This window comes from Lachnoclostridium phytofermentans (genome assembly GCF_000733755.1).
Lineage (GTDB): Bacteria > Bacillota > Clostridia > Lachnospirales > Lachnospiraceae > Lachnoclostridium > Lachnoclostridium phytofermentans_A.
Window position 1 is genome coordinate 189,400 of the sequence record NZ_JPOF01000008.1, and the last position, 12,916, is coordinate 202,315.

The following is a 12,916-nucleotide window of genomic DNA, read 5'->3' on the forward strand; positions in this document are numbered from 1 at the left end:
AGCGGAAATCGAACAATGGAATTGTCGCAAAGTGGGTTGAATTTTATCCGAACTTCTTATGATTATGACGAGCGTAATCGGCTTGCAAACTCCATTACCCTTTCTCATACGGATGCTACCAAAAAAAGCGAATACTCCATGACAGATTATTCCTACGATAAGAATGGTAACCTGCTGCAGAAAAAAACAGCATATGCGGAAAGCACAACCGAGGATCAATTAAAGGACTTGACGAAATTACCGAAATTTGGTATTAAGAAGATAAGTGAATTTAATTTAACCTCAAATGCTGGTTCGGTAGTGGAAACAACGGTAGAAACAGACTATCTTACTTGTTATTCCTATGATAATTTCAACCGATTAACGCATAGTTTATCGAAAGGCACTGATACCCTCTATCGATATAATGCAGAAGACTACAGAATCCAAAAATCAGTGAATGGAGATGTGATACGATATCTTTATGAGGCAGATCAAGTAATTTTAGAACTGAATGAAGGCGGGGAAGAAATCGGTCGCAATGTATATGGCACGAACCTAATCTACCGTGAAGCATTATCTGAAAATAATACGGAAGCCTACTATTATCTGTATAATGCGCATGGTGATGTTACAGGACTTCTAAAGCAAAATGGAACCATAGCAGCAACTTACTGTTATGATGCATTTAGTAATCTATTATCAAAACAGGGGCAAGTAAATAATACAGTCACTTATGCAGGATATCAGTATGATGCAGAAACAGAACTATACTATCTGAATGCCAGATACTATGACAGCAAGATAGCCAGATTCTTAACGGAGGATACTTATGGAGGAAAATACAAGGATCCGCTAAGTTTGAATCGGTATACTTATTGTGCAAATAATCCAATACGGTATATAGATCCGACAGGGCATAGAAATCTGCAGGTTGGTAGTAAGGGTGATGATGTTAAAGAAATGCAACAGTTACTGAATCAGAATGGATATAAATTAGAAGAGGATGGAAAGTTTGGTGCGAAGGCACAAGCAGCTGTTAAGGATTATCAATCTAAGCATAAGCTAAATGTTGATGGTATAGTTGGAAATAAAACAATTCAGGAATTGAAAAAAAATCCTTCAGAAGACAATAAAAAGCAAGGTATAGTGGAATCTTTTCTTAGTATTATAGCAAGCTATACCACACAATTATCGGATCAAAAACCGACACCTACGAAAGCACCGAGTCCAACGAAAGTACCAATAGCATCGACTAACAATCCGAAGGGGACTAACAATATAACTACATCTAATTCTTCTCCCAAAGCCACAGAGTTGAGAAATCAGGTTGTTGATTTAGCAAAAGAGTGTGCAGCAGAAGATACTATAGTGTATAAGCACAATGGTGCACAATACTTATATGATTCTTCAGGAAAACTCAAAACAAAGGTTGGGTTAGATTGTAGTTCGTTTACAGCATCTATCTATTATACATGTTTCGGTAAAGAATATAATTTTAGTAACTATTATGATAAAGTACCTAGAACAATTGGAGGAGCTGCTGATATGCAAAGTCAAATGGGTTGTGAGGTTCTAAATTTTAAGGATGCGAATGGTAACATAATATAGGAGAATCTTAGACCTGGTGATTTGATTTTCATGGATTATAATACTGATGGCGTTGTTAGAAACAAAGATGAGGGAGTTGGTAGAAAAGGTATATATGAGCATGTCATGATTTATATCGGAGATGGGAAATATATTGATACAGCTACGAAAGGATGTTCAGTCAACACATCAGCCAGTGGAAGTAGTTTTCTAAATAAACAAATTAACGATATAAGTTGGACATCTGAAAAATATACAGGAGAACTAAAGAGTGCAGTTATTTGTGTAAGAAGAATTATACAAGATGATGGTTCAATATTTATATATTAAATATACCTGCTAATAGTCTATCATAGAGTATTAGGATGGACATTAATATCCAATGCTTAACAAATGTATGGTTAATAGGTAAAATACTTGCAATAGGTAATTGTAAATCTTGCTGTCTGGAATTTATGCAACTTATATAGGAAAAGTCTGAATTATTTAGCTGTAGACTAGATTTTATGTATGATGAACATAAAATTAGAAGTTATGTGAGTGACGAAAAAAGGATAAAATTTATTCGACTTTCAGTGTTTTGCAATTACCTAAACATTTGTAACGTAGAAAGGAGCTATATGAGAAAGAAATATATTATTTTGTTAATGTTTCTATTTATTTTTAGTGCTTGTGAAAGTATTAATAATACCAATAGTAAAAATGAGGTAGGCAAAGGGACTCTTGGCGAGCCACTGATTAATGATAATAAACCACCTTCAGAATATACAAACTCAACAGAATATCCCATACCCACAGAATCCCCAGCACCAACACGATATCCCACACCTACAATTATAGATACAAGCAAAGAACAAAATATAGAAAGTACTAATCTGCAAGATATCTATCAAGAGATGATTAGCAATAAAACTTATACTGTTAATTCAGATACTGATAAAGAAAAGTTTGAAATTATTTGGAATCTTATTAAGGGGCATTGGTATTCGAACAACTTTATTCAAATGATTAATGACAAAACGCTATTTAGCAATCATTATTTAGAACTTTTTGTAGATAAGTATGATTCTGAAGATTCTATATCCAAAAATTATTACGCGATGACAGAGTTTGATTACATGGTTGGCGACGGTATTCTAGCTACATCATTTCACATAAAACCTGAGAATAAGATTATATATATATATGGAAAATATGATGAAATAAATGAAGAAGATTTATATTATGAATTGGATATTTCATTATCAAAGATTAAGACTCCTCTTGGTAGTAGGAGCTTTACAAATATCAACATGGATATCAATGATTACATAAATGAAAAAGTACTTGTAGGGAACTATCATGATCAAAATGGGAAAGAATATACTTTTCAATCAAATAGAACAGCTACTTGGGGAGACAAGCAATTTCGGTATAATACCTTTGTTATGGGATATTGGCCGTATTGTAATCCTATTATTGTAGTAGATGAATATGATGTGCCAACAGGAGAGGAATATGGTTACATAGTTAAAGATGAGAGTATTTATCTCTATGGTATTGTTTATGATAAGGATGACGTCCCAAATATAAGCAATGATTCAATTGCTATATTGAACTAAATTTCGAAAGGTAGAACGGATTTCTTTTACACTCTGCCTTTCGCTGTATTATATGTGAAATAAGAGGAATTGTTTTCTATAGGCTTTATCCGAACTTCCTATGATAATTTCAACCGATTAGCGCATAGTTTATCGAAAGGCACTGATACCCTCTATCGATATAATGCAGAAGACTACAGAATCCAAAAGTCTTTGAATGGAGATACAATTCGATATCTTTACGAGGCAGATCAGGTAATCTTAGAGCTGAAGGACAATGGGGAAGAAGTCGGTCACAATGTATATGGTACCAACTTAATCTACTGCGAGGCATTATCTGAAAACAATACCGAAGCTTACTATTAGTTGTATAATGCGCATGGTGATGTTACAGGACTTCTAAAGCAAAATGGAACCATAGCAGCAACTTACTGTTATGATGCATTTAGTAATCTATTATCAAAACAGGGGCAAGTAAATAATACAGTCACTTATGCAGGATATCAGTATGATGCAGAAACAGAACTAGAATGCCAGATACTATGACAGCAAGATAGCCAGATTCTTAACGGAGGATACTTATGGAGGAAAATACAAGGATCCGCTAAGTTTGAATCGGTATACTTATTGTGCAAATAATCCGATACGGTATTATGATCCGACTGGACATAGATTAAAAGGTGATGAAGAGCTTCTTAATGATCAGGGACTGGCAATGGTTGATTACTATGCTAGTGAATGGAAGAAGTATGAAAAACTTGCGAAAGACGTGAAAAATAAAAACAAAGGGTTATACAACGAATATAAAGGCATTATGACTCAAATGAAAAGTTTAGCTAGTGATGTACGAACTTCATAGGTTTTTAATAAGGGGAACTCTATTCCGATAAACAATAAAAATAACCAGAACCCAGTTAACACTGGAACTACAAGTCAACAAAGTCAGAGCTACTTGAAAAATATTGGTTTTACAATTGATACATCAAAACCATCTGTAAGCAATGGGACCTATGCAGTGGAAAAATCGTCTGCACTTATTATAACTCAATGGTTTTCTGGTATAGCTATTAATGGAGACATAAGTGATAAAAAGACATTGGAAATACTTAAATATCTATATAAGCATGGTATCACTACGGATATGATTATGGCATTACCTGGTGAAAAGTGGAATCCTAAGTTGCCATCACTTGGCACTAATAGCGATACTACTCAAACGGGCATTTAAAAGAAACCGATATGGTGAATTTACCTTGCGTAGGCTCTGGGAATGCTATTTCAGATAAAAATACAGCAGTGGCATGGGCAATGTTGGTACAAGGAGCTATATCTTATAATGAGAAAGGGAAATATTCTACGCAAGAAACAAGTGATTATGGAACAAAATTAAACATAGGAAACTTTCTTGTGACTGGACCTAATTCAGGTTATAGAAGTTATCATTATCAAGTCGAAGCATATTTAGATTGGCACAGAAGGGGGAAGCCAAGAAATGCTGCAGAACCAAAGTTCACAGATGCTAGAGGTAAGACAGAATATAAAAAATATTTAATGAATTGGGACCTTTGCCAGCAAATAAAAGTGGAGGCTGGAATAATATTGATGATTCCATGACTGATGATGGAGGATATTTAGCCGGACATGGTTCAAGTCCTCACGGAATCGGAGCAGCAATAGATTTAAACTTTGGATTGGATCAATATGCACCAATAGGGAAAGGAAGTCGTCATTGGGTTGAAGACTTTGGAAGGAACTATGGGTTTACAGGGCTTTATAAGAATAAAACAGATATCGCATATGAAGAAAAGAATGGAGTAGGTAATTTCAAAGAAACATGGCATTTAAACTATTTTGGACCTAAACTAAAATAAAAAATGATAAGGATGATGTGCAAGTATGAAAAAGAAAATATCTGTTATTCTTTTATTAATGATGCTTTTTAGCATGATAACTGGGTGCAATGGCGAACGAAATATTTTAGAAAATGAAACTTCAACTAGTACACAAATTATTGATCCAATTAAAAGTCCACAAGACAATGATTCTGAACCAACTAAAATACCAAACAATACTGGTGAGAATATAACGAATGAACCGGAAGCGATTGGTGCTAGTAGCGAATCCAGTTTACAAACGAACTTTGTCTATGGAGGAAAAGTGGCTTCAGATGGAAGTTATCAATATTTTGAACTTATCACATTTGCTGACTCTATTGTTGGTCTTTGTAGAACAGAAAAAAATGGTAAAAATTTCTCTGTATTAGACAACTGTAGAGTAGAGTCTTTAAATCTAAGAGATGAATTTTTGTACTATATTCAGAGCAGTGAATCTAGGTATGGTGGTGATATTTATAGAATTAATAAGGATGGATCTGAGAAAACAGTGTTACTTAAGGGAAATTATTGTCAATTAATGATAATCGAGAATAAATTATACTTTCTAGGGTCTGACGACTATAAAATATATCGAATGAATTTGGAAGGTTCTGGTTTGGAAGTATTTATTTCTGATGAATGTGATATTTTCTTATATAGTGATGGCTATATATATAGCCCTATATTAGAGAAGGGAACAGAAGGCAGAGAGGATTTAATTCTTGCTAAATATGATATTAAAGATGCTTCTAAAAGACTATAATCGCCACGGACTTACCGTTAACAGAAGAGTATGGATATCTTATCCGGTATTTTATTTACAAAGATAAAATATTATATATCGATGAGAAGGATAATAACAAAATATATATCATGAATAATGATGGTACCGAAAAAAAGGAACTGATTGATATCAATGTAGAATCGATGTTAATTTCTGAGGATGGTACAATATACACTGTTTCAAGAACATTTGAAGAGGGTATGATAATCCAGACATTCAATATGGATGGTGAACAACTAAAAACAATTTTATCAGGTAGAAGATATAATTATCAATTGTTAGGATTAGTCGATGATTATATATATTACTATGATGATCAGGGTGAAGGGAATGGAGAGACTGGTAGGATCAAGATTGATGGAACTGGAAATGAGATACTTGGGATTAAACTAGAGGAATAAGGATATTTTCTGCTAAAGTTATGAGGAGGTTGAGATAAGAAAAATTCGGCATGACTTCCAGTACGTAGAATATGCGCCTAAAGTAGTAGAAATAAGCGAAGAGCAGATAAATTAGAAAAATGAAACCGCAAAGCGATTACCATTAAGGTTGGTAGTCGCTTTTGCCCTAGAAGAATAGCGAACAAGCCCTAACCCAAGTGGTGAATGCCTTAAACGTAGACCTCTTATACCTATAATAAAAACCAAATGGCTGAAACGAAAAATTTGGCTAATGAGGTACGAAACTCACAAATATTTAAGAAGGAAAATCCTATTCAGATTAACATTGTAAGTACAAATAATATAGTAACAGATACAGCTTTAGATAAAATAGGATCTTCAACTAGCTCAAATCAAACTGTCAATGCTAATAATAAAATCATTGAAAATCAGTGGAGTTCAGGGAAACAGTTTAATGAAAGTTGGCAGGGTTATCTGATACAAAACGGTGTTCTACTTACTGCAAAATCGGGTCAGGAGAATACAGATAAAGCAGGCATAGGCTATGGTGCAACAGGCTTACTTGCACTTACAGTACTTAATAAAGAAGCTCTTGTTGGCGCTGTTGGCAAATATGTGTTACCTTTTATACCTGGAGTAGGTACTGTTGTATGTGTTATAGCAGGTGTTGGAATAATCTATTATATTTTGCCATCCGAAACCTCAGAATATGTTGAGGGTGCACCAACACCAGTGCCGGCACCAACACCAAGTGCAGTACCAGGTAAAAAAGAGCCTAATAGTAAGGAAAAGGGTGAGACAGGATTACCAAACCAAGGGACTGTAAGTGGAGATGTTGAGGGTGCTCCTCCGGTTGATTCAGGAAAGCAAGGTAAACATGTGTCAGGACACTCAAATTATAAAGATGGTTCCTCAACTTGGAAAGAAGGAAATAATGGGGTTCATGATACGCAAGAAGCATGGAAAAATGGAACAGAGTTAGATGGAACAAAAGTGCGAGATATTGGTAAAGTTGTGGGAAAAAATGGTGAAACTGGAGTGAGAGTTCATATTGATAGTAAGGGAAAAATTCATGGTTATCCTGTGAATCCAGAGAGGTATCTACCAAAATAGAAAGTGGTGATAAAATGAATATACAAATAGGAAATATCCTAGTAATGGTCAATGAGAAAGAAGTAAACTTTTCTGTAAAGAAATTACCTATTATTTCAGAAAGCTTTTCTGTAAATGAACGTTACAAAATTACATTTAATATAGAGCATTTTGTGTATAATGAAGTTAATATAAAATGTGTATTCCAGCCGAAAGAAGAAAATGATTTACTTTCATGTATTGAATCAGGTGAGAATTTAGCTCTTATAAGTTTCTATTTAGGTGACACAAAATTAAGTATTGGTACAGAGGGAGATATTCCCCAAATTCATTATAGGTATTTGGATAATGGTCTTGAATTAAAGACAAATCTAGAAATACCAGAAATTGTATTTTATGTTGCATGGGTAAAAATGAAGGATAAAGAAATAGAGGATATTTACACATGGTTTGCTGCAGATCCATCGTTTGATATTGATTGATCACTTGACAATGTTAAATTAAGCCCTAAGAAAACAGGATTTATCGGACAATTTTGTAATGAGCTTTGGAAAGCCTTTATTTTCCCCGTGTTTTTGGTAAATATGTTTTTCTTTTCAAAAATATTGTTACGGTGAAATGGGCGGTAAGTTTGGTATATTGGCTTTGAGTTTCTTTTGGCTGTATTCAGATTTCAATAGGATTAACAAATCAACCTTAATACGTCCCCGATGTGAATGGAGAATATGCCAAGAGATGGAGCTATGTAAACAATATACCTATCAATAAAATTGTAGACAATTAAAAGTAAAAGAACAAAAGCTTTTTGAAATTACCGAAATTTGGTATGAAGAAGATAAGTGAATTTAATTCTTCCTATAATAGTGGTTCGGTAGTAGGAGCAGACTATCTTACTTGTTATTCCTATGATAATTTCAACCGATTAACGCATAGTTCATCGAAAGGTTCCAATATCCTCTATCAATATAATGCAGAAGACTATAGAATCCAAAATTCAGTGAATGGAGATGTGATCCGATATCTTTATGAAGCAGATCAAGTAATCTTAGAACTGAATGACAATGGGGAAGAAGTCGGGCGCAATGTATATGGCACGAACTTAATCTACCGCGAGGTATTATCTGAAAACAACACGGAAGCCTACTATTATCTGTATAATGCGCATGGTGATGTCACAGGACTTCTATAGCAAAATGGTACCATGGCTGCAACTTACTGTTATGATGCGTTTGGTAACCTATTATCAAAGCAGGGGCAAGCGAATAATACCATCACTTATGCAGGATATCAGTATGATGTAGAAACTAAGCTATATTATCTGAATGCCAGATACTATGACAGCAAGATAGCTAGATTCTTAACGGAGGATACGTATGGAGGAAAATACAATGATCCGTTAAGTTTGAATCGATATACTTATTGTACAAATAATCCGATACGGTATTATGATCCGATGGAGCATAGAAATCTTCAGGTTGGTAGTAAGGGTGATGATGTTAAAGAAATGCAACAATTACTAAATCAGAATGGATATAAATTAGAGGAAGATGGAAAGTTTGGTGCGAAGACGCAAGCAGCTGTGAAGAATTTTCAATCTAAGAATAATCTAAAGGTTGATGGTATAGTTGGAAATAAAACAATTCAGGAATTGAAAAAAAATCCTTCAGAAGATAATAAAAAGCAGGGTAATAGAGTCTTTTCTTGGTATTTTAGCAAGCAATCTTACACTATTACCGAACAATAATTTGACACCTTCAGTAACTGATTGGAGTAAAATCGATTCAAAATTGGATCCAGCTGCTTATAAAGGTGTTGAAAACCCGACAAAATACTTATATTTTTCTAATAATGATCAGGCACTTATTGATCCTGTATTTGCGGGGAGACTAGCGAAATACGCAAAAGATAATGGCATTACTATTTATATTACATCAAACGGAGGTAAAAGGAGTTACGATGATCAGGTGAAAGCTTTTAAAGCATCCGGGGGATATCAGGATAAAGATGGGAAATGGGTTGGTGGTAATGGTTCAGCTGCCGTTCCAGGTACCGGATGGCATGAGATTGGTTTTGCAATTGATGTTGATAAAACGAAGAAGGATATGCCAGAATTGAGAAGTTTATGTGCGGATGAAAAAACAGAAGACCAAAAGGAATTACTGGAGTATGGATTATTTAAACCGATGACGCCTGGGAATGGGTATGATGGAATTAATGGTAACCCTGAGCCGGAACCTTGGCATATACAGCCCATTGAAACTGATGGTATAAAAAAGCCCGATAGGTTTAATTTATATGGCAATTCTTATTCTTGGATAAAATAGGAGGAAAAGTATGATGAAAAGAAAATTGTTCCTAATATATTTCTTATTGCTAATATTTCTATTATGTTCGTGTTCGTTAATAAAAACAGAAGAAATTAATTTAAAAGTACCAGAACCAACTGCTGAGGGATCATCTGAAGCTACATATGAGTTTTCTGATGGTTATTTCAATGAACAGGATATTATTGAATTATTTAGTCTTTGTAGAGGGCAAATTGAATCCAAAATTGGTACAGATTATAATATAAAAGAGACTGGTGCGGAAGGAACCTTAACATTATACATGTATCCGAAGTATGACATTCAAATTTGTTATTTTGATGATATACCAGAAGAAGATGCATCTCATGAGGAAGTTAGATATATAGGATGTGGGGATAATATTAATTTTTATGGAGTACATATTGGAATGACATACAATGAGATTAAAGAAATCATCCCAAATGTAACGATACAAAGCTCAAGTCCTGAGGCGGATGTGGATATCGTGTATTATAGGCTTAAAATTGATATTAATAATATGGAAGTGTATGGAGAAATTGCGGATGAAAATAGTCCAATAACTTATATGTACATTTATAAGAATTAAGTATTTTTGGTGTTTAGCTTTTAGAATGACATGATTATGTTTAAGGCAGAGCAGCTTTTTAAGCTCTGCCTTTCATAGCTAAAGCTATACTAAAAGGTTTCAGTTATACGACAATTCATATAAATGGACCAAATAGGAGGAGTAGTATGGGAAAAAGATAATTTAGTCTATTCTATTTCTTAGTGTTAATATTTGTAAATAAAATATTAACACTAATTGTGAACTCAGTTCATAAAAAGACACTCAGTCCATTGAAAGAACACTTGAACATTAAAGTTGAAGAATATACAAACCCTTAACAGAGGGGAATGGGTATGATGCAGACCAAAGGGAAGCGTGGCATTTTCAACCACTTGAAACACAAGATATAAGTAAAGATAAGCACTCTAAAAAATATGGCAACTCTTATCGATGGTAAAAAAGTACAATCTCTTGGTTATGTTGGGTAAATAATGCAAGAGGAAACGATGAAGGGAATTAAAGAAAACCTCCTGTGATATAATGAGGATGGTGTCACTAGCCACAAACTCAAACACAGGAGGTAATCTGAAAGTTTATTGCACATTAATAAGGAAATACCATATCTATACCACAAAAAAGAATAAGTCCAGCCCATAGCTTGCTTTACTTGGTTATGAACTTAAAGAGGAGATTATTTATGCGAAAAGTAATAATTAGTGTAGGATTAACCTTGTTTTTACTTGGTTTATTTGGTTGTAAAATGAAAGAAAGCAAAAAGGAAGTTACAGGGAATCAATCAATAAATAAAGATGCATTGAAGAATGAGCCGATTTCGTTCTCTGATGGAGCTTTTAACGAAGAAGATATTATACATTTATTTAAATTATCCCAAATTGAGGTTGAGAAGTATCTTGGGACTGACTATATTGAAGACTGGGTAGGTGTAGATGGTAATATCATGTATAGATATGAAAAAAATGATATTAGTATTGAATACAATGGAGATAGTATATGGTATATAAATTGTGGTCCTAATGTATCAATATATAAAGTAAAAGAAGGTATGAAATTTGAAGAAGTCAAAGAGTACCTAGGTGATGAGGAGGTTCGTTCTTGGAGCAGAGAGGAAGATCCGGATACTATATTTTATGAGTTAGTTTATATGATTGAGAATATGAAAATTGAATTTACATCTTTATATCCTGATATTCCAAATGCATAGCAAATGCACCTAAAGTAGTAGAGATAAGCGAAGAGCAGACAAAATAGGAAAAATAAAAGCAGCAAAGCGATTACCAGTATGGTTGGTAGTCGCTTTTGCTCGTTATGATTGCTTGGGCGATTAGTTTATGAGTAGATATTAGTATAAGAGTATACTTTATGACTCTTTAAACCGTTTAAAGAAGGTTCAAGAGACAACTGGTAATATCCTATCCTACGAATATGACAAGAGCGGAAATCGAACAATGGAATTGTCGCAAAAAGGGTTGGATTTTATTCGAACATCCTATGATTATGATGAGCGTAATCGACTTGCGAATTCCGTTACCCTTTCTCATACGGATGCTACCCAAAAAAGCGAGTACTCCATGACAGATTATTCCTACGATAAGAATGGTAATCTGCTGCAGAAAAAAACAGCATATGCGGAAAGCACAACCGAGGATAAATTAAAGGACTGTTAAGCAGGGAATAAATTAAATGACTTGACGAAACAACCCCAATATGGTATTAGGAAGATTATAGAATCTACCTTCCAACTGGAGTAGAGGATGACGCAGCCCAAGCTTAAAGATATGGAATTGTGATTGCACCAATTGATGATAGAATAAAACTATGAAAATGAGGATTGAGGTGGAGTATATGAGTGTTGAGCAGAAATATTTATCTGATGTAGATTCAATCTTATCCCACAGGTATGATAATGGCGCGGATTATTGGACAACCGCCGACCACAAGTTTCTAAAAGGAGCGCCCTATACCACACTGGAGAGCGCTTTATATTTACTGGAATTGGGTGTACCGTCTGATGATGAAGTGCTAAAGAATGTCGCTGAACTTATTTTCAGTAGTTGGAAAGAGGACGGCAGATTTAAAACATCGCCCACAGGCGGCATTTATCCATGCCATACCGCTTTAGCTGCAAATATATTGTGCCGTATGGGATATTTTGATGATGATAGGCTCAAAAAGACCTTTGCATATTTTCTTGGTACACAACAAGAGGACGGAGGTTGGAAATGTGATAAATACAGTTTTGGGAGGGGCGAGGAAACCGAGTATTCAACACCATACACTACTTTGGTTGCATTGGATTTGTTTCGCTATTCTCCAAATCATAACAATGACACAAGACTGGATAAAGCGGTTGATTTTCTGTTAGAGCATTGGGTTATCCGTAAGCCTATCAGCCCTTGCCATTATGGGATAGGTTCACTGTTTATGCAGATAGAATATCCGTTCCGTGGTTATAATCTATTTTACTATGTGTATGTTTTGGCATTCTATGACAGGGCAAAAAAAGATGAGCGTTTTCTGGAAGCATTAAAAGCGCTGGAATTGAAAACGGTTAACGGAAAAATCCCTGTTGAAAGGGTTGTACCCAAACTTGCAAAACTTAATTTTTGTAAAAAAGATAAGACAAGCGACCTTGCCACAAGACGCTATCAGGAGATTTTGCAGAATATCGTAAAATGACAAAGCAAAGATGGGAAGTTAAACTAGCCGCCATTTCCTTTACTC

19 protein-coding genes and 2 pseudogenes are annotated in these 12,916 nt (G+C 34.5%); all 21 read left to right on the top strand.

All coding sequences use genetic code 11. From position 1 onward, the window contains the following. Window positions 1-15: 15 nt before the first annotated feature. The 21 genes and pseudogenes from CC92_RS21945 (at window position 16) to CC92_RS0119560 (ending at window position 12,871) form a co-directional block, all read left to right on the top strand. Window positions 16-1,590, top strand: a complete 1,575-nt coding sequence (locus CC92_RS21945) for an RHS repeat-associated core domain-containing protein (RefSeq protein ID WP_029501845.1) — start codon at window positions 16-18, stop codon at window positions 1,588-1,590. Between the two features lie 15 nt (window positions 1,591-1,605). Next, window positions 1,606-1,899 (top strand): annotated as a pseudogene (locus CC92_RS0119470) (hypothetical protein); the annotation flags it as partial. A 290-nt stretch (window positions 1,900-2,189) separates the two neighbouring features. Next, window positions 2,190-3,170 (top strand): hypothetical protein, encoded by a 981-nt coding sequence (locus CC92_RS0119475; RefSeq protein ID WP_029501843.1) that lies wholly within the window; start codon window positions 2,190-2,192, stop codon window positions 3,168-3,170. A gap of 69 nt (window positions 3,171-3,239) precedes the next feature. Next, a complete protein-coding gene (locus tag CC92_RS0119480; RefSeq protein WP_029501842.1) occupies window positions 3,240-3,515 on the top strand; it encodes a hypothetical protein in 276 nt (91 codons plus the stop codon). Continuing rightward, window positions 3,516-3,695, top strand: coding sequence for a hypothetical protein (locus tag CC92_RS0119485; RefSeq protein ID WP_029501841.1), 180 nt, complete (start codon window positions 3,516-3,518; stop codon window positions 3,693-3,695). 7 nt (window positions 3,696-3,702) lie between these two features. Continuing rightward, window positions 3,703-3,759: pseudogene (locus tag CC92_RS23695) on the top strand (hypothetical protein); the annotation flags it as partial. Beyond that, the gene (locus CC92_RS0119490) at window positions 3,760-4,008 is read left to right on the top strand and encodes a hypothetical protein (RefSeq protein WP_029501840.1); all 249 of its coding nucleotides are present in this window, start codon (window positions 3,760-3,762) and stop codon (window positions 4,006-4,008) included. Window positions 4,009-4,101: 93 nt separating this feature from the next. Continuing rightward, window positions 4,102-4,377 carry a radical SAM protein gene (locus CC92_RS0119495; protein ID WP_031420713.1) on the top strand — a complete coding sequence of 92 codons (276 nt, stop codon included), beginning with the start codon at window positions 4,102-4,104 and terminating at the stop codon, window positions 4,375-4,377. Window positions 4,378-4,388: 11 nt separating this feature from the next. Further along, a complete protein-coding gene (locus CC92_RS0119500) occupies window positions 4,389-4,763 on the top strand; it encodes a hypothetical protein (protein ID WP_029501838.1) in 375 nt (124 codons plus the stop codon). Continuing rightward, a complete protein-coding gene (locus tag CC92_RS0119505; RefSeq protein WP_029501837.1) occupies window positions 4,760-5,020 on the top strand; it encodes a D-alanyl-D-alanine carboxypeptidase family protein in 261 nt (86 codons plus the stop codon). Before CC92_RS0119500 ends, CC92_RS0119505 begins: the two co-directional genes overlap by 4 nt. 25 nt (window positions 5,021-5,045) lie before the next feature. Further along, complete coding sequence (locus CC92_RS0119510) at window positions 5,046-5,786, top strand: DUF5050 domain-containing protein (protein ID WP_029501836.1); 741 nt, start codon at window positions 5,046-5,048, stop codon at window positions 5,784-5,786. A 53-nt stretch (window positions 5,787-5,839) separates the two neighbouring features. Further along, complete coding sequence (locus tag CC92_RS0119515; RefSeq protein ID WP_330373313.1) at window positions 5,840-6,208, top strand: DUF5050 domain-containing protein; 369 nt, start codon at window positions 5,840-5,842, stop codon at window positions 6,206-6,208. A gap of 246 nt (window positions 6,209-6,454) precedes the next feature. After that, entirely contained in the window at window positions 6,455-7,321 is an 867-nt protein-coding gene (locus CC92_RS21950; RefSeq protein WP_051650607.1) for a hypothetical protein, read from the top strand. 14 nt (window positions 7,322-7,335) lie between these two features. Then, on the top strand, window positions 7,336-7,782 hold the full coding sequence (locus CC92_RS0119525) for a hypothetical protein (RefSeq protein ID WP_029501833.1): 447 nt from the start codon (window positions 7,336-7,338) through the stop codon (window positions 7,780-7,782). Window positions 7,783-8,105: 323 nt separating this feature from the next. Next, entirely contained in the window at window positions 8,106-8,489 is a 384-nt protein-coding gene (locus CC92_RS0119530) for a hypothetical protein (RefSeq protein ID WP_029501832.1), read from the top strand. Window positions 8,490-8,501: 12 nt separating this feature from the next. Then, a complete protein-coding gene (locus CC92_RS0119535; protein ID WP_029501831.1) occupies window positions 8,502-9,044 on the top strand; it encodes an RHS repeat-associated core domain-containing protein in 543 nt (180 codons plus the stop codon). Window position 9,045: 1 nt separating this feature from the next. Beyond that, a complete protein-coding gene (locus CC92_RS0119540) occupies window positions 9,046-9,624 on the top strand; it encodes a D-alanyl-D-alanine carboxypeptidase family protein (RefSeq protein WP_162175501.1) in 579 nt (192 codons plus the stop codon). A 10-nt stretch (window positions 9,625-9,634) separates the two neighbouring features. Continuing rightward, entirely contained in the window at window positions 9,635-10,213 is a 579-nt protein-coding gene (locus CC92_RS0119545; RefSeq protein WP_029501829.1) for a hypothetical protein, read from the top strand. Between the two features lie 658 nt (window positions 10,214-10,871). Further along, the gene (locus CC92_RS0119550; protein WP_029501828.1) at window positions 10,872-11,396 is read left to right on the top strand and encodes a hypothetical protein; all 525 of its coding nucleotides are present in this window, start codon (window positions 10,872-10,874) and stop codon (window positions 11,394-11,396) included. Window positions 11,397-11,640: 244 nt separating this feature from the next. Next, window positions 11,641-11,859 carry a hypothetical protein gene (locus tag CC92_RS0119555; protein ID WP_029501827.1) on the top strand — a complete coding sequence of 73 codons (219 nt, stop codon included), beginning with the start codon at window positions 11,641-11,643 and terminating at the stop codon, window positions 11,857-11,859. A gap of 178 nt (window positions 11,860-12,037) precedes the next feature. After that, entirely contained in the window at window positions 12,038-12,871 is an 834-nt protein-coding gene (locus CC92_RS0119560; RefSeq protein WP_029501826.1) for a prenyltransferase/squalene oxidase repeat-containing protein, read from the top strand. Window positions 12,872-12,916 lie beyond the last annotated feature (45 nt).

What these genes read in the sequence shown, in the direction of transcription:
- CC92_RS0119535 (WP_029501831.1), top strand. Translation starts at nt 8,502, where the DNA reads ATGGCTGCAACTTACTGTTATGATGCGTTTGGTAACCTATTATCAAAG.
- CC92_RS0119525 (WP_029501833.1), top strand. Translation starts at nt 7,336, where the DNA reads ATGAATATACAAATAGGAAATATCCTAGTAATGGTCAATGAGAAAGAA.
- CC92_RS0119510 (WP_029501836.1), top strand. Translation starts at nt 5,046, where the DNA reads ATGAAAAAGAAAATATCTGTTATTCTTTTATTAATGATGCTTTTTAGC.
- CC92_RS0119475 (WP_029501843.1), top strand. Translation starts at nt 2,190, where the DNA reads ATGAGAAAGAAATATATTATTTTGTTAATGTTTCTATTTATTTTTAGT.
- CC92_RS0119555 (WP_029501827.1), top strand. Translation starts at nt 11,641, where the DNA reads ATGGAATTGTCGCAAAAAGGGTTGGATTTTATTCGAACATCCTATGAT.
- CC92_RS0119560 (WP_029501826.1), top strand. Translation starts at nt 12,038, where the DNA reads ATGAGTGTTGAGCAGAAATATTTATCTGATGTAGATTCAATCTTATCC.
- CC92_RS0119505 (WP_029501837.1), top strand. Translation starts at nt 4,760, where the DNA reads ATGACTGATGATGGAGGATATTTAGCCGGACATGGTTCAAGTCCTCAC.
- CC92_RS0119500 (WP_029501838.1), top strand. Translation starts at nt 4,389, where the DNA reads ATGGTGAATTTACCTTGCGTAGGCTCTGGGAATGCTATTTCAGATAAA.
- CC92_RS21950 (WP_051650607.1), top strand. Translation starts at nt 6,455, where the DNA reads ATGGCTGAAACGAAAAATTTGGCTAATGAGGTACGAAACTCACAAATA.
- CC92_RS0119550 (WP_029501828.1), top strand. Translation starts at nt 10,872, where the DNA reads ATGCGAAAAGTAATAATTAGTGTAGGATTAACCTTGTTTTTACTTGGT.
- CC92_RS21945 (WP_029501845.1), top strand. Translation starts at nt 16, where the DNA reads ATGGAATTGTCGCAAAGTGGGTTGAATTTTATCCGAACTTCTTATGAT.
- CC92_RS0119545 (WP_029501829.1), top strand. Translation starts at nt 9,635, where the DNA reads ATGATGAAAAGAAAATTGTTCCTAATATATTTCTTATTGCTAATATTT.